This is a genomic window from Cyclobacterium sp. 10D3-21 (genome assembly GCF_055809755.1).
On sequence record NZ_CM147924.1, the window covers coordinates 5,103,838 to 5,125,587 of the forward strand.

Consider the following 21,750-nt stretch of genomic DNA (forward strand, 5'->3'; position numbering starts at 1 on the left):
TTTTTATGGTTTCCCCTTTAATAGTTCTTCCAGAATAAGTTCTTGTAACCATACCTCTCCCTGACAAAATTCCATTTTAAAAGGAGCTGTAGACAATTTATAATAACCTGGCAGTCCATTTACTATGGACTGGGATGAAGTATAGATGTCTACAAAGACAGACGTTTCTATGACCAAAAACTTGTCACTTTTACTTTCCTTCAGAAAATCTACCGCCAAAAAGGTATGGTTAAATTTATTTTTAATATCCAAGGCTATTTCTACCGCTTCAGCTGGTATGGTGGTCTTTCGAATATGCATGCTTCCCGAAGCCCTAAAATCATTTTTGGGCACCATTTTATAGTAACCAAATGCCTTGTCTCCTACAATGATAATTCTTAGATCATACCCTTTATGCTTTATAAGCGGTTGAAAATACACATAGTTTTTTTGATTAAAACCTGGCCAATAAGTAGATATGCCTTCTGCAAATACTTTCTTTACGAATTTTTCTGCCTTTTTTTTATTCTTAATCAGATGTACACCTTTAGATGCTGATCCATTAATTATTTTAGAAACCAATGGGAACTCCGTTTGTTTCAGGAATTCAAGTATTTCCACCTTATCATGAGAAATAAAGGTGGGGACATGTTCGACATTGTGAAAAGCATAGAGGTATTGCAGATTGATTTTATCCTCGTAGGACCAGATTTCTTTGTGAGAAGGAAAGCATTGTATTTTCAAATATTCTTCAATAAAGAAAATTTTTGACCTCGCTTCGTGCAATGCCCAGGGCGATATGTCTGGCCTAAAAACTATTAAATTGAATTTCTGAGCCCAGTCGACCCAATTGCTACTATGGACAGAGAAAAAATCATAGGCAATATTGTTTTGGATTAAAAATCTTTCGTATTTATACCAATGTGCAACTTTTTGAATTTCTCCATTGTAGTTGTCCAAATCCTTGACCAACCCCACCCGGAAACCTTCAGGTAATTTATTTTGAAGTTTTACTGGAGGTACCGTAACCAACGAACGTTGCCTATCAACTTCAAGAAATTCACCTTTCTTTTTCTTAAGCTGTACGATTTTCCGTTCCAAAAAAGGCATTCTAAAGGCCTTATACCTCCACCTGTTCAATGCCTTTCTTCCCCTAAAAAAAGGGATTCTTAATAGATCACTTGCCTTTTTGTGTGTTTTACTCACAATTACTTCTTAATAACGTATTTAAGCTTCCCTCCAAAAGTTTGAATCTCATCTGTAACAACTATACCCACTGTTACCTGATTCTTCACCTTTTCCACCAAACCTTGCCTAACCTGCCTTAACACATTGTCCAATTTGGCCTGTTGTCCATTCGCAGAGATCTTTAAATCGATGGATAGGTCTTTGTTTTGAACTACCTGAAACCTCTTCACAGCATCCGGATAATCATCAAAAAGGGTGGTCAAATATTCTCCAGAAATTACTGAACCGTCGGGTAGATTAAAATTATCACTCTTTCGACCTTTTACCTGGTCCATTAATGGTAGGTTTACGCCACATTTACAACTGCTTTTCAACCATCTCCCCTGATCACCATTTTCATACCTTATCAATGGAAAAGCAAATTCATTGAGATTGGTGAGGGTGATTTTCCCACTTTCACCCATTGGTACAGGGGAACCCTTCCCATCCAATACCTCCAATTTAATCGCATCAGAAAATTGATGAAGGCCATTGTTTTTTGGACAAGATGCAGCGATAAAATACATTTCACTACAGCCGTACTGATCACAGACAGGTGCTCCAAAAGCCTTTTGAATCTTTCTTTGCTGAACCTTTGAAAGGGGAGCTGCTGTTGACCAGATCACTTTAGGGGATGGCAAACTGATCTGATGGTCTAAAATATAATCGGCCAAGGTATCCAAAGCGCCAAGATATCCATGCAAAACCTTGGGTTCATTCTGTTCAAATTCCTTTAAAAATACTTCAATGCTATTTTCAGACAAGTTGGTAGCATTTAAAGTGATCAACTTTCTTGGCCAATTGATAAATTTAAGGACCAACTTTGTTAAAGTTCCTATGGGGATTTCTCTGTATACAGATGCCATATCTACTTCAGGACTTAGACCCCACCAGGAAAACATTTGCCATTTTTGAAGTTCTCTTACAGATTTGGGATCAACGCCAATCTTTAGGGGAACTCCCGTACTCCCTCCAGTGGTGATTATTTTGATCTTCCTTCCTCTATGGGTGTCAGAGACAAATTCATTGAAATTACCTTTTAGGTCTTCCCTGGTAATCACTGGCACCTGGCTAAAGTATTCAGGTTGGCTAATGTCCTTTGGTGATAGACCTATATTTTTAAAATTGTGCCTGTACCAAGGCACATTTTTATAAGCATGCTCAAGTAATGCCTCCACCTTTTTCCAACTAAGGTATTCCTGTTCTTCTTTCGATAAATTTTGAAAACCTATAACTTCCTCAAACCCCTTCCTTGCTCCAGGTTTAAAAATATCATATTTCCTCAGGTATATCCCTGAGCCAAATTTATTTTGCACGGTTGTAGGTAAGTTTTTTACTCAATGATAAAATATTATTAGCTACTGAAGAGGGTGTATAGGCTGCAATTATAACTTCTGATGCTTTGCCCATTTCCTGCCAACTGTCTGTTTTTTCAAATGAAGACAGTAAGGACATTCTAAAATTCTCACTGTCAAGAGGGTCAAACACCCATCCATTTTCCTTTTTAACCAACTCAGGCCAACAACCATTGTATTTGGAACATAGGATTGGCAATCCAAATGACATTGCCTCTGGAATCACAAGAGACCAATTGTCCTGGAGGGTGGGCATTAAAAAAACATCGCCCAATGAAAGAAAATCAGGTACCTCCGAATAATCCAATTCCCCTGTAAATACGATATTCTTACAGGAGGATTTCCCAATGATTTCCTCAGCTATTGGTCGTTCAGGTCCATCACCAAGAATTAACAAACTTACATATGTAACCTCTCCCATGGTCTTAATCCAGGCATTAACCATTTCTTGAATGCCTTTAATTGGCACCAACCGCCCCAGGTAAACATATACATACTGGTTCAGACCTAAATTTGACTTTTTTAAGGCTTTATTTAAGGGCAAATCTGATGCTTCACTAACACTTTTAGCACTTAAATCAGCTATCATGTTCCCATCTGTGATATGGGCATTTGAAATGCCTAATTGATTCAAATAAGCCCTGCTCAAACTGCCATTACATACGATTTCATCTATGGCGTTTTTTGCTAATTTTCTATAGATGGTTTTTACTTTCCCTGCATTCTTTTCTGTATGAACGGTTCCTTCATAACACATGATATGTGGGATTTTATGGATCCATCTAAGCCATAATGGAGCATAAGTCCATTGAAAAAATCCATCACTAATCATCACATCGGGTTTGCTCTCCTTTATTGCTTGGATAAGCCCTGGTTGAAACGGTATTCTGATGGCTTGCTTTTTCACATCCGACAGCGGTTGCTTTTTTTTACCTGTCAATCTCCACTCCCCACTTAAAGCGATGGCCCTGTCCCCTAAGGAATCGCTTAACTTTTCCCTACAGCGTTCTGGAACTACGTCCTTAAAGTAAATCACCGTTAACTGGCCTCCTGATAAGTCATCTAGCTCTTGGTACAGTGGTATCCTGTAATCCAGAAAACTCCGGGTTATCCAGGTAATTCGCATATAATGTGAGTTGTTTAAAGTGACTGTATAATACTGATATTACAGCAAAAATCAAAACTGATGGAATCCATGCACCATAGACACGTGAGCCAATCCCAGGATTGCCCATGGTATGCACCAAAATCATTAAAAAAGAACCATATAAAGCTGAACGTATTAGAGGGGGGAATACATCGGACTTGGAAGTAATCCACATTTTCACTAAAAAAACGGCTAAAAGCAATGCTCCCGGAATCCCCATTCCCAGAAGTGCAGAAAGAAAACCGTTATGAGCGCCTATAACACCCGAGCCCCTCGTTTCTGAAATTACAGAAACCTCACCTGCTACAAATCCATATCCAGTTAATGGTTGCTTCATAGATTGTTCCCAGGAAAGTGCTGCAATCTTATCCCTGCCCGAAGTGTATTCTATTCCAACTCCTTTTTTGCCATAAAAAATGGTGTTTTTAAGGACATCACCTGCTCCAAAAAAAAGCAGTATAACCAATAAGGATATGCTTCCAAAGAAAAAAGCAGCTTTGAGGTATTTACTGCCTTCCTTGAGCGCAAATGTCCCCAATACAATCCCTAAATAAGCTGTATTTGAAAAGCTTAAGATAGATATCGATAAAATTGGTACCCTTATCCAAAGGGATAGTGGGAAAAGTAAGGCCAAAAAGAAAAATGGTGTTGACGTCATTTGCTGTTCAAGAAAAGTGCCTAAACTAAATGCCCCAAAACCTAACAATTTAATTCTCCCAAGTGCTCCCATAATTATGGCGTAGATAGAGTACCATAATAACCAACGTAGCAAGCCCTCAGCGCCAACTTTGCAATAAATGGTATAAACTGCAGCAAATATCAATAAGGTATAGGCAATGGCTTCGGTAGCACGATAGAGCGTAAGTATAGGGTCTACACTCCAAATGGCACTTAATAGGCCCAGACCATAAAAAAGAAAAAACCATTTGAAGGCAGAGTTTCCTATAAAATACCGAATCAGTTCATGGTGAATAAAATAATAAGTCCCTACAAGCAATACAAGCATTAAAAATACAGCCTGAACTCCAGCAGAAGCATCCACTGAAGCCATCTCTCCAGCTTCTCTCTGGCGCAATACCAATACGTACAATAAATTTCTAAAAAGAAAAACGCCTCCAGGCACACCGCCAAGAATAAAAAAGTCCAGTAGACTGATTTTTGAACTTACCCTATTTTCAGCAACAGCATTCAAATTTTTCTGTTTTTCTCTCTGTATATTAAAACCTTAGACAAAAGCCACCATTGGAGTTTGTTTTTGGAACCGTATTTCAATAATATTGATAACTTATCATTTGGGAGATGTTTTTTACACGATAAAATAATAGACCTTCCCGTTTCCAATCTGCCAGATAGTAATGCTGCATAACCCAAACTCTGGCCCACCCTGGCCCTGCATAAGAGGTAATTTTCTGACAAGGGTTTTTCTAACCTTGTCAACAGTCGTTTTTCCCAGGTATCAAGGTCTGGGGCATTAAGCCACCGCTCTCTCTTTTTATTCCACCAGCCAATTTTTCTAGTTACTTTATCCCCATCACTGACAAATAAAACCTTGGGTAAAAATCCCCAGTTGCCAAAGGTGGACAAATACGCCCAATACTCCAGGTCCTCGGAAATACGCATGTCCTCTAATTGCCCACCAGCCTGTTGAATCACTTCCATCCTGATGAGGGCAGAACCCGTACATATGTGATTGTGTTTCGCCCAAAACGAAAAAAAATCATTCAACATCCAACCATCCGTATTGGATGCCTCTTTATTTCTCAGCAAAGCTGGTTGTACAGTCCCCTCATTGGAGGCGAATTTGTGTAGCTGCCCTACAGAAACTGCTATGGCTGTGGAATGTTCCTTCAAAAAGCCCAAAGTCTCAATAATAAAACCTGGATACCAATAATCATCCGCATCTAAGAATGCCAGAAAATTTCCCGTAGCATTATGTATCCCTAGATTCCTGGCAGCAGCTGGTCCTTTACGCTTCTGCGTTAGGATTTTTATTTGATGCCTATAATTATGGAGCAGGGATACCGTCTCGTCAGTAGAACCATCGTCTATGACAATAACTTCCAGCGATGTGTCTTTCGGTAAACTTTGAGAAAAAACAGCATCCAGGCACCTTTCTACTAGTAAGGCGCCATTGAAAACGGGAATTATAACGGAAACTTTCAGCTTAAATTCAATAAAAAAATTATAGTAACTAGTAAAAGGGAACTACCATTCTAATTGCAATCGATTCCGACAAGCAGTGCAGTTTTGTTGTCCATATTCGTGGCCAATTTTATAACCTTTCATTCTGTAATATCCATTTCCAAAAGCCAATACAGGAAGGATAAGCATAGCTGAAAAGTCAAGTGCCCTAATTGCCCTTCCCAATGATTTTAAATTGGCTTGCTTATAGGTATTCCAAAGGGCATTCCCTATTACTGCCATTGGCCAGAGGAGCTTTCCTTTTTCGTACATCTTGAAAAAATAAGGTTTTTTTATGTTGGCCTCACCCTCTCCTTTTCCATAATTAAATTGCTCCTTCCAGAAGTCAGCTAATTTTTCAGGTCTAGCCCAATAGGTCATGGCAGCAGGAGCAAGTGCCATTTTAAACTTCCCCTCTACTACCTGTCTTCCAAACACCGAATCGTCAGCATAAAAGGTCAAATCCTCGGGCAATCCTTCTAGTTTTTCCCACACAGCCTTCCTGTAAGCCACTGACCTATTGCCTACAACAAAACCCTCCTCAAGCCTGGCAATCCCACCATTCTCAATGTAAAACTCGGCCTTGCCAACTGGCCCCTTGAGCGTTTCTTTGTCAATACAGGTACTACCAGCCACTACTTCTATTGCAGCATTTTCTTCGAATGGAGTAATGAGGGAACTGCACCAGTTGTCCGATAGACGCACCCCCATATCTGTAGACAGTAAAATATCGTAAGATGCTTTTCTAATGGCCAGGTTTCTGCCTTTTGCTGCATTTCCTTTTTCCTGAATAAGCTTTATCCTGGACTCTACTTTTTGCCATTCCAAAAGGAATTCATAGGTGCCATCATTGGAAAAAGCATCCACAATTACGATCTCATCAGGAAATCTATCCTGAGACAATAGGTTTTCCTTCCATCGTGGTAGTGACTTGATTTCATTTCTACAGGTGGTGACCAATGAAAAAAGCAATCTGCTCATAGACTATTTCCCTAACCTTTTTAACCAATTGTTGTAAATATCTTTTAAGGTTTCTTCAAAAGTAATTTCAGGTTTCCAGCCCAATCCCATGATTTTTGTGGGGTCACCCAAAAGCACTTTTTCATCTGAAGGTCGAAACAATTTTGGATCGGTCTCCACATTGACTTCTAAATTACCAATTTTAATTAGTTTGTCCAGAGACTCCTGCATGGTCCAGGCTTTACCTGTACAAATATTATAGGTCTCTCCACTGTCTCCATTTTGGGCCAAGGTTACCAATGCTCTGGCACCATCCCGAACATCTACAAAATCTCTTGATGAACTCAGATTCCCTACTTTTAGCACGGGTTCCTGAATCCCTAACTTTATTCCTGCCAATTGTCGGGCAAAATTTTGCAAAGCGGTAACTGGTGGATGATCAGGGCCAACATGTATAAAAAGGCGTGGCAGAATAACATTCAGTCCATAGTTGAAATAAAATTGCCTGGCCATCATTTCCATACTTGCTTTGGTAACTCCATAAGGACTGATGGGTCTAAGGGGCGTGCTATCTTCCTGAATAGGCTGCTGATTTTCTGGAACAAAACCATAGGAAGCGCTGGAACAGGCTGGAAGCACGCGTGCCTCCGGACTGTAGGCCAGACAAGCTTCTAACACGTTTCTTGTTCCCTGTATATTAAACAAATAGGTGGTGTCCTCAGCTTTCCAGCTCTCTCCATTATAAGATTGCGCAGCCAGGTGAAATACGATATCGGGTTTCCAATCCGTCCATACCGTTTTGAGAAATTTATTGTCCAAAATATCACCCTGATAAAATTTAAATCCATTGGGTGTAGATTCATAGCGCGAAGCTGAAGTGGCCCTGGATAATCCCGCTACTGCATATCCCTCATCCTGCAGTACTTTGCATAAATGCTTGCCAATCATTCCAGTGATACCTGTTATTAATACTTTCTTCATTTTGTTCGTTGAATTTCTTTTATATCATTGGCCCAGGCATATACCAGGTCCAGCTCATCTGCAGGGAATATCTCCTCTTTTACCAATGCCTCATAACAGGTGATCATATTATCAAGGACATTATCGGTTCCGGACAATAAAGACAGCTCTTCCAGTATTCCTGTCAATTTCTTGTTTTGAAGGTATCCTGAAATTTCGGCTTCAAAGTCTCGCATTAAATCATGCTCGTTCCTGTCCTGGACAACTTCTGGAGCGTGAAAAACCAAAGAATGGCCCATCTCCCATAAACAGCGTTGGGCTATAAAACTTTTCCAGATATCAGTCATTCTAAAAGAACAGAAACTCGGTAAATAAAGTAAGGGGAAAGCAGCTTCCCACCACCATGTTGATTGTGTATTGAAGGGGCACCATGCCCCTTTAGCCAAGGCAATACTTGGTTTGTTTTGGAAATAAAAGGGTCTGTCTGCTACCAACCTCCAAATGGCATCTACATCTGGTGAATTATCTGCCAGCCCTTGTTGAATAGGCGCCTGTAAATCAATTAATTGCTCTCCTACTAAGGGAAGCGATTTTTCGCAATTGATCCTGTCGAGTAGAAATCCCCTTGGCCAAATTTTTTCATCTGAAAAATGAGCGTATACATTTACCCAGGAATCATTTCTGGCTTGCAAAGCCTTAACCTCTAAAGCTCTTTCTTTCCAGAGCTTATTGGGCTGGTTGTCATCATCTGTTTCATAGATGCATTTCTCTCCTTGACTTATAGCCAATAAATAGCCCAGGTTCTTTCTTGAATAATGGCCAACAGGCAGTATTTTCGCTAAGGTATAATTAAGTGTCTGCTGCTTTTGTAAGGAATAAAAATCGGCATTTTTTAAATCAAATGCTTCCGGCCCTTTTTTATCTCCAATGACAATTATCCTGTTCCCTTCTCCTAGAGTATCAGATAAACCAATCATCGATGTGGTGGGGGTGGCAATGGTTGTAACTACTACTATCATGCTATTTTAAAAAGATTTTTAATTTTTTGTAAGTATTCATTATTAATTTTAAATAATGTTAATAAAACAATATAGACAGAGGTGAAAATGAAAGTTGATAGGATTATAGAAATGCTATGGTGAAAACCCCATTGAACTGGAAGGTAAAACACCACAATTACACTAAGTATTGTGGCCAATGTATATTTCCCAATCAATAGCCATACAGCGCCCATGCTCTCCTTATAATTAAACTGAATGGTCAGCAAGTAAATGCCAGCAGTCGCAATGGCAACAATAATTTGTCCATAAATTAAAGGCATCAAACCGTAGGGAATAGTGATAAATGCTACTATAATCAAAAGAAAAACATTGACTAGCACTATTTTAAACTGCATTTTAGCATTACCAACACCTAGAAGGTAATTTTTGCACAAGGCCATCACAGGCAAAAAAAAGGATGCCAGACTGAGCCATTGGATAAAGGGAATTGCTGCTGCCCATTTATCAGTCAATAACCACAGCACAAGGTGCTCAGCGTTAACCAGTAACAAGCCCATCACAAGCATATTAAAAAATAAAGCATTTTGAAGACTTTTGTAAAAAAATGCGATGTAACCTGCCTTGTCAGCAGCAAGCCGGGAGAATTCAGGAAAGGTTGATTGTTGTACGACTTGATTTATTTTAAGTGCCGGAATCCGTTGTATCCTATTCGCTTGAAAATAATACCCCAACTGCTGTGTTGGAAAATACCTTCCAATCAAAACAAAATAAAAATTATCCGCCATTTGGTTGATTAGCGAAGAAAGCATTAAAAATCCACTGAAACTAAAGGCTTCCTTAACTACTCCCCATTCAAAAGATAAAACTGGTTTCCATTTTCCAAATCTCCAGAACAAAATAGATCCCAAGGTTACAGAAATAAGGCTTTGGAAGACCAAAGCCCACACACCGAAGCCAGAAAATGCCAATAGGACAGCCACAATTCCCGCAAGGGCTTGAGAGGTGATTCTGATCTTCCCTATGGTTTTAAATGCCATTTTCCTCGCAAGCAAACCATATTGTACCACTTGCAAACTCCCCAGGAAATAGCCTAAAGACAAAACCTGCAACAATAAAACAAGGCGTGGTTCATCAAAAAACAATGCAACTGGCCCAGCAATAATATATACAACAAAAATCACAAGAGTGCCCAAGGCAATATTCAGAAAAAATAAGGTAGACAGTCCACGTTTGGTCAAATCTGGTTTTTGAATGACTGTGGCAGCGATCCCTCCATCTATTATAACCGAAGAAACCATGGTAATCACTGAAACCATTCCGATTAAGCCAAAATCTTCAGGAGAGAGTAATCGGGCCAATACAACAGTTAAGGATATTCCTAGAATTTGGTTTCCAAAGACCTCCATGCTATTCCAAATAACTGCACTTTTAATTGTTTGGCTCAAATTTTAAAACGTCGGTTATAAGGAACATAGCTTCGCCTCCTCAGTCCCAAAACTTCATTCCAATTCATTCTGTTTTCTATTTTATTTCAAGTCATCCAAAAACACTTCAATTTAATTATAAATGAAGACTTTCAACCCCAATATTAACTTCATTTTCGTTAAAAATAAAAACAAAATTTGTTTATAATTTAAAAAACATTTTAATTGTTTTGAATTACATTTTTTATTATACATACTGTTTGGCAGGGTATTTTATGTCAAATACAAAGTAAAAAGGGTTTTGCTTTGACAAAAAATTACTTAATATTTACCCCATGAGTTATTTGTACACCGTTTTTGGTATCCCCATAAGGTCGGAGATTGAGCTTCCTGCCTTCCAGACTTTAGTGGATGATGAAACTGAGGACGATCCTATTTATGTAAAGATTGGTAAAACGGACAATTTATTCTCCCAGCCAATAACCACTACACGGCTGATGTGTAAATTCAATACCAATGAATTTTTATATGAGATGCCAAAGGTTGGGAAATATTTTGTTAAAAATGGCAATGAAATAATTATTCAGCCATTGACAGAGGACATGGGTGCCGTCTTGGTTTTTTTCTATTCCAATGCACTTGCAGCAGCCCTTTTTCAAAGAGACAAGCTACTTATTCATGCCTCCGGCATAATAGATAAAAATGGTAAAGTTTGGCTATTTGTGGCTCCTTCCAGAGTGGGCAAATCCACTACTGCTTTGATGCTGCATCAGCTTGGCTACCCCCTGTTTTCTGATGATGTAGTTATGTTCCATAACTCGGCCAATAAAAACATGGTCACTCCCTCTTATCCCATGATTCGTCTCTGGCAGAACACCATTCAAGAGCAAACTATTTTTGACAAGGACAGCATTTACCAGATACGCCCTGCGGTAGAAAAATATGGCGTTTTATTCCATGATACTTTTGATAACAGTACCCGTGAAATAGCTGGAATAGTAGTTTTAAAAATTACAGCAAACAAAATTGAAATAAATGCTTTAAACAAGAAAGAGGGTTTTGGATATTTGAATAAAAATTTCTATAGAAACCAGTGGCTTAATGGAATGAAAAAAAATGGTATAAAATTTAAACAACTTACTGATCTGGTTAACAATACCCCTTTTTGGTTGGCCTCTAGGCCCATGAAAATGTCTAATTATAAAGATTTCGCTCTTTTTATCGAAAAAAATATAATATCAAAAAATGTTTAATCCGAATATCATCTGGTTAGCCTCTTACCCTAAATCCGGAAACACATGGTTAAGGGCTTTTTTGACGGCATTTTTTAATGATGGAAAGGTGAATATTTCTAATTTGCAACAGGGAAGAACCTGGTATTCAAATAAGACCTTGACAGAACAATATTTAGACACATGTATGGATGACCTTACCTTAGAGGAAATCCACCAGTTAAGAAAGCTTACTTATAATGATATAAATAAATCACTCAAAGCTCCCTTATTTGTTAAGACACATGATGCTTTTAATACCTCCTTGGAATGTCAAACCCCTATAATCCCTGTAGCTCCTAGTCGATATATTATCTACATTGTAAGAAATCCACTTGACGTGACCCTTTCATTTTCAAACCATCAGCGTTTTTCCTGTGAAAATATCGTAAAATATTTCATCAACAATGAACAAGGAAATATGGGTAGTAGAAATAACTTCTTATATGATTTTTATCAACATATGGGTACCTGGGCTCAACATGTAGAAGGATGGCTTGATCAAAGTTTAATCCCTGTCCATCTTGTTAAATATGAGGACATGAAAAGTGACCCTCTTGAAACTTTCTCTTTAGCATTGAAAGCTTTAAGTATCCCATATGATATGGATAAAATAAGGAAGGCCATAACTGCTTGCTCTTTTGAAAGTTTAAAAACCCAGGAAAAAGAGCATGGATTTTCCGAGAGACCTTTCAAAAATAAGTCCTTTTTTCATAAAGGGGAAGCTGGCCGAGGTATAAAAGAGTTACCTCCCGGTTTGGCGAATGAAATTATTAAAAAAAACCAAAGTATGATGGCTACCTTAGGCTACCTATAAAAGATGTGTTGTTTAGTGTATAACTTACTTTAAAAATCATCGCATTGGCAAAATTTAAAAATAAATGGTCGACTTGTAAAACATGGGTATTATCGTTTGGCAAGGATTTTTACAGGGCCTTACAACTTACTTATAGGGTAAGTCCTAAAAACACACTTTTACAATTTTTCTTTCAAATATTGGTAGCCATTTTACCTGTAGGAATCTTATATGCCACCAAATCCCTTTTTGATGAAATCATGTCGGTTGACAGGAATTTTGAAGAGGTTTTGTTTTGGCTGATTGCTTTAGGACTGGGGCAATTACTGGTTAACCTTATCCAACAATTGCTTTCCTACCTGGGACAAATTCAACAACAGAAAATCACGGACCATACCATAGGGTTGATGTTGGAAAAATCCATAACAATACCTTTTTCCTATTTTGAGGATGACAAGTACCATGACAATGTACACCTGGCCCAGAAGCAAGCCTTGTATAAATTGCCCTTGATCTTACAACATTTTCAAGTTTTGTTCACCAATGTATTAAGCATGGTATTCTTAATGGCTTATTTTTTTACACTTATTACCACTTATGCATGGATTATTTTATTGGTGGTTTTACCCTTGGCCATTGTGAAATGGTACAATGGTTATGTATTGCATCGTTTGGAGAAGAAATTGGTTCCAATGGAACGCCAGGCAGCCTATTACCATCAGATTCTGACTTCTTCATCACATGCCAAGGAATTAAGAACCTTAAACTTTGGGAAATCCTTTATCAAACGATTTAGCAAAATAAGAAAGCATATATTCACCAAAAAAGAAGCACTTCAGCAAAAATTGCTTCGCTACAGCCTACTGGCAGAAAGTCTTGAGGTTATCGCTCTTTTTATTGTTTTATATGGAGTGGTTCAACAAGCATTTCTGGAAACCATTGCCATTAGTTTATTGGTAGTCTATATACAAGGACTTCAAAAAGTTCAATCCAACTTAAAGGGGTTTCTTCTCGCCCTGGTCAATTTATTTCACCAAAGAATTTTCCTCAGAGACCTTTTTAAATTTTTTGAACTTGCTGAAACAGTAGAAAAACCTTCTAGTACCCCTTTTCCTGACAAAGATTTCAGTATTGAGATCAATAACCTGAGTTTTTCTTATGGGAAAAATTTTCCAGAGGTACTCAAAAATATAAACATGTCGCTTCCAATGGGTAACATAATTGGTTTGGTAGGAGCCAATGGTTCAGGTAAATCAACCTTGGTGAAACTGATTGCTGGTTTATACAATGCTCAGGAAGGCAATATTTTTATAGGTAACCATAAACTCCAGGAAATAAACCCTACAGATTTTAGAAAGAAAACAGTCTTTCTTTTCCAGGACTTTCAAAAATACTTTCTATCCATAAAAGAAATTATTTCCATAGGAGATGATGAGACTACGATAAATACAGATCGGTTGGATTCATCCATCTTTGATGCCAATGCGGATACTTTTATAGACCAACTGAAAAATGGAATGGAAACAAAAATGGGAAGAGTTTTCTTTGAAGGGCAGGAACTGAGTGGCGGTCAATGGCAAAAACTAGCCATTGCAAGGGCCTTTTACCGGGATGCATCCATTGTGGTTTTAGATGAACCTACCAGCGCTTTAGATGCCCTTTCAGAAAACCACATCTTTGAACAACTTAGGCGAGAGGCGGCCCATAAGGTTATTTTATTGATAACACATCGGTTGTATAATTTAAAAGAATGCGATCACATATATGTTGTAGATGAAGGAAAAATAGCTCAGGAGGGTAATTTCAACCAATTGGCCAGTAAGCAAGGTATTTTTCAAGACCTCTATCAACAACAAAGGTTTTAACTGATTCGGAAAATCATTTAGGTAATTATCACAAAGGGTTCAACTATAGAAATTAACCACTTTATACTTGCGGTGCCCTTTTCTTCCTGAGACAAATTCATCTCCTATCTTTAACCAGGCATGTGCGAGGAGTTTGGGCGGCCTGTTTGGATTTCTATCTGGCGCTATACCAAAATACAGCGTACTTTTTATTCCTTTACTTGCCAACAGCCACTTTGCAGAAAGGGCCTTGACCATGCATTTACCATCCCAAGGCGTATATTTATTGACACTATAAATAATCTTTTGAACCCGATCTATATGCATTAACTCATCCGGCTTAAGTTGGGTTATTGGTAACATATGATTCCTTGTACCTAACAGCTTTTCATACCTGCCAAATTTGACAAAGCACATCAAAAACCTAATAAAAGCGCTGTAGACAAGGGCTGAAAATATTAATTTGAAATCGTGGAATTTCACAATAATTAATTGTTCGTTTAGTTTAATACAAAGTAATATAATTCTAAAAAAACTTATTCAAATTCACCAAAATAATGCTTTTTATTTTAAATTTACCTAGAGTAATTTTTAGATTCTTATGGAAAAAAACAGCAACAAAACAAATTCAGTAAGAGCACTTGGGGAAGTGAATGTATTGCCATTGTTACAGCTCCTTCCTGAACTTATGCACCAATGGGATACTGACGCAGCCGTTAATCCGAACAAAAAATATTCGTTGGCCCAGGTGAACCATATTAATTTTCGTTGGAGCAATAAAAAAAGCGATCCAGTAGAATATTTTGATCTCCCATTATGGGAGAAATACCGAAGCGTATTACTCCCCATCATGAAGCAAGCAGTCAAGCCCTTTGGTTACAAATCAGGTTATTTCCCCAGGGTAATGTTCGCCAATATGCAACCCGGAACCATTATTCCAGAGCATATAGACGGAAATACCAGAGGTTGGATTCCGCATAAAATCCATATTCCAATGATCACCAATCCAGATGTGGCTTTTTCCATTCGGGGAGTTTCCTATAATTTCACCCGAGGAAAAGCGGTAGAAGTAGACAATTCAGGATTGCATGGCGTAAAAAACAGCGGAAAAACGGCCAGAATTCATTTTATCTTTGAATATTTAGACGGTGCGATTAATCGGGTGCCGCGTAATGATTTGGCTGAAGGCTAATATAGATATTTAAAAAAAAATCATATAAATGCTTTTTAATTCTCTAGACTTTGCGTTATTCCTACCCATTGTTTTTATTGTTTATTGGTTCATTACCAATAAAAGTCTAAGCTTACAAAACAAATTTATTGTCCTGGCCAGTTATTTTTTTTATGGCTGGTGGGATTGGAGATTTTTATTATTGATAATCCTAAGCACCCTGGTAGATTACTTTGTAGGTATTGGCCTTTACAGATCAAATAAAGAATCAAACAGAAAATTATTTCTATACATTAGTTTATTCGTCAATTTGGGGATATTGGGTTTCTTTAAATATTACAATTTTTTTCTAGACAATTTCCTGCTGGCATTTTCTTTTTTCGGAAGGGAAATAGAAGGCAAACATTTAAACATTATACTTCCGGTAGGCATAAGTTTTTACACCTTTCAAACTTTAAGTTATACCATTGATATTTATAAAAAAAGAATTAAGCCAACGAAAGACTATATCGCTTTTAGTGCATTCGTGAGTTTTTTCCCACAATTGGTTGCTGGGCCTATCGAACGGGCCAGTAGATTTCTGCCTCAATTTTTTCAAAAACGCAAATTTGATTATTCTCAAGCCGTAGATGGAATGCGGCAGATCTTGTGGGGCTTGTTCAAGAAAATGGTTATTGCCGATAATTGTGCGGTATTTTCGGATGAAATATTTGGTAACTCAGAATTGTATCCAGGAAGTACACTGCTAATAGGTACAATATTCTTCACCATACAGATTTATGCTGATTTTTCGGGCTATTCTGATATAGCCATCGGCACAGCCAGGTTATTTGGCTTTTCCCTTATGCAGAATTTTGCCTATCCTTATTTTTCAAAGAATTTTGCTGAAGTTTGGAAGAGCTGGCACATTTCCCTTACTTCCTGGTTTAGGGATTATCTTTTTCTTCCTTTGATGAAAAAGGGAAAGATCAATTATTGGTCTAAAATAAAAAATATATTACTATTATTTATAGTCATTGGTTTGTGGCATGGTGCCAATTGGACTTTTATAGTTTGGGGAGTATTACAAGCCATTTATTTTATTCCTACTATCATTAAAAAAAAGGATACCTGGTTAAATAATATTTCACTTCCTAAGATTCCAGATGCACTAGGTATTTTGACAACCATTAGTTTGATCATCTTTTCTATGATATTTTTTAGAGCAGTAAATATTTCTCAGGCATTGCACATTGCCAGTGAAATTTTTTCTACTTCAATCCTGGAATTTCCTGTTTTTGTAGATAGGAGAACAGCCCTACAAATTTTAGTCATCTCTGCATTATTTTTCATTTTCGAATGGAAAGGTAAAACTGGTAAACACGCGTTGGCACAATTAAAAAACTGGAAATATTACTATAGGTTTACCCTTTATTACTCCCTTATTTTTGCCATTTTTTGGTTTATGGTTGACAGGCAGGAATTTATTTATTTTCAATTTTGAAGGCCATGAAAAAATTTATCAAAAGGACAACCTTAACCCTATTCCCAATTCTCTTAATTGCCATTTCAATAGAAATTTTGTTACGAAATATACCCAATAACTATGCTTACAAAAAACAGTTACTGGATTCTATTGGTCCAAATATTGAGGTTTTGGCCCTTGGAAATAGCCATACATTGGCTGGTGTGAATCCTGAATTCTTTGACTTAAACACCTTCAATTTAGCGCACTCAGGGCAATCAATTGATCTGGACGAAAAAATCTTCACTAAATATGTAAAAAAGTTTAAACGTCTAAAAATTATTCTGCTACCAATTGATTATGGCTCTTTATTTCTAAATATTAACAATTCTCCAAACAGTTGGTTTCGGTTAAAGAATTACAACATTTACTACCATTTATGTGAATCTTCAAATATCAGAAATTATACCGAAATTTTAACTTATGGATTTAAAACCAATACTATCCGATTAAAGAATTACTACCTTCTAAACCAAAACCCAATTTCATGTGACCATTTGGGATTTAGATTTATAGTATCACCTCAAATGGACCTGATCAAAACAGGTAAACAAAATGCTACAAAACAAACTTTATCTAATCCTGTTCTTCAAGAGGAAAACAAAGAAGCAATAAAAACTTTGATAGAAGATGCAATAAATAAAAATTTTAAAATAATATTTTACACAAGTCCTGCCTACCATTCTTATGTGGAAAACTTAAATCAAACCCAATTAAATTTAACAATTGCCACAATGGATTCTATTGCCAAACAATACACCAATATCTACTATATAAATTACCTTACCGACAAAAGGTTTAACGATCAGGATTTCTATAATGCAACACATCTAAATAAAAAAGGTGCGGAAAAATTTTCTGCTATTCTAAATAAGGAAGTTAATAATGTCCTTTATTAAGAACTAGAGAAATAAAGCTTGCCTATTTGAAACACTTTTAATCCTGACTTTTATTGTGATGGGGAAATACCATTTCGTTTTCGGGCAAACCCAGAAACTTAGTTATTTTATTCATTAAGTGTGTTTCATGTAGAGATAGCACCAATAAATCAGAAGGTCTATTTGCAAAATAATCTTGCACTTCAAGGTTGTGTTTCCTATAGATTTTCATATACCTATCTCTGTTTTCATTTGGATTGCCTTTTCCATAGAGCCAAAGTCTCATAGGTGATCGCGACTCACCAAAATACCTTACAGCACTTTGATACCATTCATTCTCATCCCTCAAGGTCAGTATAAATTTACTATTAGGAAAGTGCTGGTCGAGGGCTTTGTAAATTTTAAACCATGGGTTGTCATTAAATGAATCATAACTTTCAGCCAATTTAAAAAACAATTCATAGTCTTTTCTAAAAAGCATTTCCATCATCCGACTATCTCCAACGACACTCCTTATCAAACCAGCACCATGTATGTTTTTTAGGCCGATTAATTCCATTGCTTTTCCTATGGATGTGGTTCCCGTCTTGTGAAAACCAACACAAAATACTTTAGGCTTAATCATTGGCATACTCCCACCATTTACGAACCCATTTATTCTTATGATCTATATTTGAAGACCAAGGTTTTTGTTTCCCAATAAAATGAACAAAACCTTTAACGGTTGCCATATCTGAAGTTATAGGCCAATAGGCATTGAATTTTTGATCCAACCATACCACTTGATCCAAGAACAATTTATTTAAAACCACTGTATCCGTATGCCCTGTTTTTATCTTCTCATAGGTTTCTGGAATTAATTCATCCAATATGCGTTGGTAGGCATTTTGTTTGACCAAGCCAGCCCCAATAGCCATTACCCCAGTATTGAAGAGACCTGTAAAGAAAAATTCTTTAAACTTTTCTGGAACAAATTCAGGTTTAGAAAACAGAAAGGAATCTTGGTGCCGAACATAGCCCTTGATTTTACGATAATCCCAGGCTGCAGAGAAATTGTCCTCATTCTCATAAAGCATCTTAATATCGCCTGTACAAAGTAAATCACTGTCGCAAAATAAAATTTTGTCGTAATTTTGAAAAGAAAAACTTTCCAAAGAGTAAAACCTGGATTTAAAATGCTGAAAATGTGGAAATATTTTAATTAAATGACTGATTTTATCATTCAAATCTCCACTGATCTCAATAAATGAAACATTGAATCTTTCTTTCAATTCATTTATTTGATAACTTGTTAGTCCAGCATTTATAACAATTAATTCTCCATCAAACCATGAATTCTCTTTTAAAAAGGACTGAATAAGCACTTTTGTGCCTAAAAAAAAATCAGGAGAACTTACAGTAACCAGAACATAGCGCATGTTCAAATTTAAAATTTTAAATCCCATGATCATAAGCCATAGCCATAAATTTATTTTTTTCGCCATACCAAAAACAGGTACCCATGCCATTCGATTTGCCTTAAGACCTTTTCTGGGACCTGAAGACGAAGAACATGTTGCACTTTTTCACCATTCAAAATTACAAACGGGGGATTTTCAGAAGCGTAAAGATGGGCATATCACTGCACTTGAGATCAAACCTCACTTAAGTGAAGAAATATGGTCTGGTTATTTTAAATTTGTTTTTATCCGTAACCCTTATGAGCGTTTTGTTTCGGCTTGTTTTTTTCAACACCCACTGTTAGCCAAAGAACATGCCAATGTAACCAAATGCAGGGCTTTTATGAAGCTATTAATTTCAAACGAATTAAAAAAAAACAGCCTTTTCTTTAGACCTCAATGTGATTATATCACGGGAGAAAAAGGCGAAATATTGATGGATTTTATTGGCCAAACTGAAAACATGGATAAAGACCTAAAAAGCATCTTTTCAAAGCTTAAATTACCTTTTAAATCACCAGAAATAATCAATCGTTCCGAACATCTCCCCTATAGGTGTTATTATGACGAAGAATTAAGGTCTCTAATCAGTCATGTATATAAAATGGATTTTGAGTTGCTAAAAAATTAAAAATTTTTTAGCAACAACTAGTTTATATTACCAGTTCCACAATCCCATTTTGTTATACTGAATATTCTCAATTAGAAATTCAGCATTTACCAATAGCCTTTTTTCAAAAAATAATTCTATTTCGCTATTTTTTTTATTAGTTTAAAAATTATTTTTTGCTAAATTTAACTACTATAATTCATAAACTATTTTTTTAAATAATCCAAAATAATGACAGCATTTAAAGATATACAAACCATTGGAGTAATTGGTGGAGGCACTGCAGGTTATTTGACTGCTCTCTTTTTACAAAAAAAATATAGTGACAAAAATATCACTGTCATAGAAAGCTCCAAAATCCCGGTAATTGGTGTGGGGGAAGCGACTACCCCTATATTTTTAAGGTTTATCCATGGAACTTTAGGATACTCAGTATCGGAATTTTTTAAAGCAACGAAACCTACCCTAAAATTAGGTGTGAAATTCAATTGGGGAAAAAAAGAGGACATGCACTACTTAAATCCCTTTGGGATAATAAATACTGCCGCCTCGCTAAAATTAAAACAGAGTCTGGATTTCACTTCCCTTAATACTAGGCTAATGGCAACCGACAAAACCCCATTTATCAGCATAAATGGAGGGATATTACCAATAAACATCAATAATGGCCTGGCTTATCATATTGATAACCAATTATTGGTGAAATATCTGAGAGAAAAAATTAACCTTGCCAAGATAGAACTTTTAGACACTAAAATTGAAACAGCTGTACTTAAAAAGGAAAACAATGAAATCGATTATTTACAAACAGATCAAAAGCAAGAATTAAAATTCGACATGTATTTTGATTGTACAGGTTTTTCAAGCCATTTATTAGGCAAAGCTTTAAAGACCAATTGGGTGGATTTTGGAGAAAGCCTGATGACCAATTCAGCCATTCTAGGTAAAGCCAACCATACAAATGGAATTAAACCCTATACAACATCCTCAACCCTTGATCATGGTTGGCTATGGGAAACCCCAACACAAAAGGAAAACCATCTAGGCTATGTTTTTTCTGACAAGTATTGTTCTGCGGATGAAGCACGAAGTGAGTTAAGAAAATATTGTCCTGAGGTAAATGATGAAAAAGTAATTCATTTTAGGTCAGGAAGGTATAAACAAAGTTGGTCAGGAAACGCCATAGCCATAGGCAACGCCTTTGCTTTTGTAGAACCGCTGGAATCTACTGGATTGCACATGGTCATTTTTCAACTGGAGAAATTTGAAAAATACTTAAAAGAAGAAGCTACTGTAGCCGCATCAAAAGCCAAATACAACACAAGGGTTAATAATGCCTGGGATTTTATCAAATGGTTTGTTGCCCTTCACTTTAAGTACAATGAAAAAAAAGAGACCCCCTTTTGGAAGATGGTTAGGGAAAGAACAGATTTGTCTGGAATTCACGATTATTTGGATTACTATAAAGAAAATGGTCCATTATTTTTTAATCCAAGTAATCCTCTAAACCATATAGGAAAGAATGCGATTTTCGGGGCTTTTTCTTTCGATTTTGTGATGCTTGGAAGTGGTTATGGATGGGAACATGCCATTGCTAATAAATCCGATTTGAAGGAATCTGAAAAAATAATGATTTTTAATGAAAAAATTACAAAAGATGCCCTTTCACAAGAAGAGAGTCTTTCTTATTTGGAAAACCACCCATCATTTAAGTTTGACTTCAAGCAAAAATAATAGTACACGGTAAATTTTAAATACAAGCCAAAAGCCATAAATCCACAGTCGATAATTTATATTTCACTTAAAAATAAGTTCCAACAATTAGAAAGTATTACAGAAATTGAATCCTATTTTAATAAGGCCATTGAACAACCTAAAAACATTCCATCACCTGAAATTTTCAACCGCTATTGTGATTGGGAAATAGCAATAAATGCTTGTTATAAATATTCATACCCTATCATAAGTAATGGCTTAAAAAGTTATTAATGAGCTACTTATTA

Annotated in this window: 20 protein-coding genes; 8 read left to right on the plus strand and 12 right to left on the minus strand. The window is 36.6% G+C overall.

Annotation, left to right across the window (positions count from 1 at the left end; all coding sequences use genetic code 11):
• Nucleotides 1–3: 3 nt before the first annotated feature.
• From AC0L7T_RS19665 to AC0L7T_RS19705, 9 genes are read right to left on the minus strand one after another with little or no spacing between them, the layout of a single operon-like run.
• The gene (locus AC0L7T_RS19665) at nucleotides 4–1,185 is read right to left on the minus strand and encodes an ATP-grasp domain-containing protein (RefSeq protein WP_473337764.1); all 1,182 of its coding nucleotides are present in this window, start codon (nucleotides 1,183–1,185) and stop codon (nucleotides 4–6) included.
• Between the two features lie 2 nt (nucleotides 1,186–1,187).
• Complete coding sequence (locus AC0L7T_RS19670) at nucleotides 1,188–2,522, minus strand: phenylacetate--CoA ligase family protein (RefSeq protein WP_473337765.1); 1,335 nt, start codon at nucleotides 2,520–2,522, stop codon at nucleotides 1,188–1,190.
• Nucleotides 2,512–3,687: a glycosyltransferase family 4 protein gene (locus AC0L7T_RS19675; protein ID WP_473337766.1), complete on the minus strand. Its 1,176-nt coding sequence runs from the start codon at nucleotides 3,685–3,687 to the stop codon at nucleotides 2,512–2,514. The genes AC0L7T_RS19670 and AC0L7T_RS19675 overlap by 11 nt, the downstream gene beginning before the upstream one ends.
• Nucleotides 3,620–4,900, minus strand: a complete 1,281-nt coding sequence (locus tag AC0L7T_RS19680) for an O-antigen ligase family protein (RefSeq protein WP_473337767.1) — start codon at nucleotides 4,898–4,900, stop codon at nucleotides 3,620–3,622. The genes AC0L7T_RS19675 and AC0L7T_RS19680 overlap by 68 nt, the downstream gene beginning before the upstream one ends.
• Complete coding sequence (locus AC0L7T_RS19685) at nucleotides 4,897–5,883, minus strand: glycosyltransferase family 2 protein (RefSeq protein ID WP_473343385.1); 987 nt, start codon at nucleotides 5,881–5,883, stop codon at nucleotides 4,897–4,899. Before AC0L7T_RS19685 ends, AC0L7T_RS19680 begins: the two co-directional genes overlap by 4 nt.
• A gap of 30 nt (nucleotides 5,884–5,913) precedes the next feature.
• The gene (locus AC0L7T_RS19690; protein ID WP_473337768.1) at nucleotides 5,914–6,870 is read right to left on the minus strand and encodes a glycosyltransferase; all 957 of its coding nucleotides are present in this window, start codon (nucleotides 6,868–6,870) and stop codon (nucleotides 5,914–5,916) included.
• Nucleotides 6,871–6,873: 3 nt separating this feature from the next.
• Nucleotides 6,874–7,830, minus strand: coding sequence for a GDP-mannose 4,6-dehydratase (locus AC0L7T_RS19695; protein ID WP_473337769.1), 957 nt, complete (start codon nucleotides 7,828–7,830; stop codon nucleotides 6,874–6,876).
• On the minus strand, nucleotides 7,827–8,828 hold the full coding sequence (locus tag AC0L7T_RS19700) for an STELLO glycosyltransferase family protein (protein ID WP_473337770.1): 1,002 nt from the start codon (nucleotides 8,826–8,828) through the stop codon (nucleotides 7,827–7,829). The genes AC0L7T_RS19695 and AC0L7T_RS19700 overlap by 4 nt, the downstream gene beginning before the upstream one ends.
• On the minus strand, nucleotides 8,825–10,255 hold the full coding sequence (locus AC0L7T_RS19705; protein WP_473337771.1) for a lipopolysaccharide biosynthesis protein: 1,431 nt from the start codon (nucleotides 10,253–10,255) through the stop codon (nucleotides 8,825–8,827). Before AC0L7T_RS19705 ends, AC0L7T_RS19700 begins: the two co-directional genes overlap by 4 nt.
• Before the next feature lie 314 nt (nucleotides 10,256–10,569).
• Between AC0L7T_RS19705 and AC0L7T_RS19710 the strand changes: the two genes are divergently transcribed.
• The 3 genes from AC0L7T_RS19710 to AC0L7T_RS19720 are packed head-to-tail and all read left to right on the plus strand — an operon-like array spanning nucleotide 10,570 to nucleotide 14,166.
• A complete protein-coding gene (locus tag AC0L7T_RS19710) occupies nucleotides 10,570–11,487 on the plus strand; it encodes a hypothetical protein (RefSeq protein ID WP_473337772.1) in 918 nt (305 codons plus the stop codon).
• The gene (locus AC0L7T_RS19715; RefSeq protein ID WP_473337773.1) at nucleotides 11,480–12,322 is read left to right on the plus strand and encodes a sulfotransferase domain-containing protein; all 843 of its coding nucleotides are present in this window, start codon (nucleotides 11,480–11,482) and stop codon (nucleotides 12,320–12,322) included. Before AC0L7T_RS19710 ends, AC0L7T_RS19715 begins: the two co-directional genes overlap by 8 nt.
• 44 nt (nucleotides 12,323–12,366) lie before the next feature.
• On the plus strand, nucleotides 12,367–14,166 hold the full coding sequence (locus AC0L7T_RS19720) for an ABC transporter ATP-binding protein (RefSeq protein ID WP_473337774.1): 1,800 nt from the start codon (nucleotides 12,367–12,369) through the stop codon (nucleotides 14,164–14,166).
• 39 nt (nucleotides 14,167–14,205) lie between these two features.
• Here the strand turns inward: AC0L7T_RS19720 and AC0L7T_RS19725 are convergent, their stop codons facing one another.
• The gene (locus AC0L7T_RS19725) at nucleotides 14,206–14,562 is read right to left on the minus strand and encodes a lasso peptide biosynthesis B2 protein (protein WP_473337775.1); all 357 of its coding nucleotides are present in this window, start codon (nucleotides 14,560–14,562) and stop codon (nucleotides 14,206–14,208) included.
• A gap of 184 nt (nucleotides 14,563–14,746) precedes the next feature.
• Between AC0L7T_RS19725 and AC0L7T_RS19730 the strand changes: the two genes are divergently transcribed.
• Genes AC0L7T_RS19730 through AC0L7T_RS19740 form a run of 3 tightly spaced genes read left to right on the plus strand, consistent with a single transcriptional unit; the run spans nucleotide 14,747 to nucleotide 17,719 of the window.
• Nucleotides 14,747–15,337, plus strand: coding sequence for an aspartyl/asparaginyl beta-hydroxylase domain-containing protein (locus tag AC0L7T_RS19730; RefSeq protein WP_473337776.1), 591 nt, complete (start codon nucleotides 14,747–14,749; stop codon nucleotides 15,335–15,337).
• Between the two features lie 28 nt (nucleotides 15,338–15,365).
• Nucleotides 15,366–16,799 carry an MBOAT family O-acyltransferase gene (locus tag AC0L7T_RS19735; RefSeq protein ID WP_473337777.1) on the plus strand — a complete coding sequence of 478 codons (1,434 nt, stop codon included), beginning with the start codon at nucleotides 15,366–15,368 and terminating at the stop codon, nucleotides 16,797–16,799.
• A 5-nt stretch (nucleotides 16,800–16,804) separates the two neighbouring features.
• Nucleotides 16,805–17,719, plus strand: a complete 915-nt coding sequence (locus AC0L7T_RS19740) for a hypothetical protein (RefSeq protein WP_473337778.1) — start codon at nucleotides 16,805–16,807, stop codon at nucleotides 17,717–17,719.
• A 37-nt stretch (nucleotides 17,720–17,756) separates the two neighbouring features.
• Here AC0L7T_RS19740 and AC0L7T_RS19745 read toward each other — a convergent pair whose 3' ends face one another.
• Complete coding sequence (locus AC0L7T_RS19745) at nucleotides 17,757–18,329, minus strand: sulfotransferase (RefSeq protein WP_473337779.1); 573 nt, start codon at nucleotides 18,327–18,329, stop codon at nucleotides 17,757–17,759.
• On the minus strand, nucleotides 18,316–19,116 hold the full coding sequence (locus tag AC0L7T_RS19750) for a glycosyltransferase family 8 protein (protein ID WP_473337780.1): 801 nt from the start codon (nucleotides 19,114–19,116) through the stop codon (nucleotides 18,316–18,318). The genes AC0L7T_RS19745 and AC0L7T_RS19750 overlap by 14 nt, the downstream gene beginning before the upstream one ends.
• 25 nt (nucleotides 19,117–19,141) lie before the next feature.
• On the opposite strand from AC0L7T_RS19750, the gene AC0L7T_RS19755 reads away from it, so the two are divergent.
• Together AC0L7T_RS19755 and AC0L7T_RS19760 are read left to right on the plus strand one after the other, a co-directional pair.
• Complete coding sequence (locus AC0L7T_RS19755; protein ID WP_473337781.1) at nucleotides 19,142–19,768, plus strand: sulfotransferase family 2 domain-containing protein; 627 nt, start codon at nucleotides 19,142–19,144, stop codon at nucleotides 19,766–19,768.
• A gap of 210 nt (nucleotides 19,769–19,978) precedes the next feature.
• Nucleotides 19,979–21,481: a tryptophan 7-halogenase gene (locus AC0L7T_RS19760; RefSeq protein WP_473337782.1), complete on the plus strand. Its 1,503-nt coding sequence runs from the start codon at nucleotides 19,979–19,981 to the stop codon at nucleotides 21,479–21,481.
• Nucleotides 21,482–21,750: the final 269 nt, after the last annotated feature.

Bases quoted from the DNA above. Each gene is read 5' to 3' on its own strand.
- AC0L7T_RS19740 (WP_473337778.1), top strand. From the start codon at position 16,805: ATGAAAAAATTTATCAAAAGGACAACCTTAACCCTATTCCCAATTCTC.
- AC0L7T_RS19750 (WP_473337780.1), bottom strand. From the start codon at position 19,116: ATGCGCTATGTTCTGGTTACTGTAAGTTCTCCTGATTTTTTTTTAGGC.
- AC0L7T_RS19695 (WP_473337769.1), bottom strand. From the start codon at position 7,830: ATGAAGAAAGTATTAATAACAGGTATCACTGGAATGATTGGCAAGCAT.
- AC0L7T_RS19715 (WP_473337773.1), top strand. From the start codon at position 11,480: ATGTTTAATCCGAATATCATCTGGTTAGCCTCTTACCCTAAATCCGGA.
- AC0L7T_RS19725 (WP_473337775.1), bottom strand. From the start codon at position 14,562: ATGTGCTTTGTCAAATTTGGCAGGTATGAAAAGCTGTTAGGTACAAGG.
- AC0L7T_RS19690 (WP_473337768.1), bottom strand. From the start codon at position 6,870: ATGAGCAGATTGCTTTTTTCATTGGTCACCACCTGTAGAAATGAAATC.
- AC0L7T_RS19730 (WP_473337776.1), top strand. From the start codon at position 14,747: ATGGAAAAAAACAGCAACAAAACAAATTCAGTAAGAGCACTTGGGGAA.
- AC0L7T_RS19675 (WP_473337766.1), bottom strand. From the start codon at position 3,687: ATGCGAATTACCTGGATAACCCGGAGTTTTCTGGATTACAGGATACCA.
- AC0L7T_RS19700 (WP_473337770.1), bottom strand. From the start codon at position 8,828: ATGATAGTAGTAGTTACAACCATTGCCACCCCCACCACATCGATGATT.
- AC0L7T_RS19755 (WP_473337781.1), top strand. From the start codon at position 19,142: ATGATCATAAGCCATAGCCATAAATTTATTTTTTTCGCCATACCAAAA.
- AC0L7T_RS19735 (WP_473337777.1), top strand. From the start codon at position 15,366: ATGCTTTTTAATTCTCTAGACTTTGCGTTATTCCTACCCATTGTTTTT.
- AC0L7T_RS19710 (WP_473337772.1), top strand. From the start codon at position 10,570: ATGAGTTATTTGTACACCGTTTTTGGTATCCCCATAAGGTCGGAGATT.
- AC0L7T_RS19760 (WP_473337782.1), top strand. From the start codon at position 19,979: ATGACAGCATTTAAAGATATACAAACCATTGGAGTAATTGGTGGAGGC.
- AC0L7T_RS19745 (WP_473337779.1), bottom strand. From the start codon at position 18,329: ATGCCAATGATTAAGCCTAAAGTATTTTGTGTTGGTTTTCACAAGACG.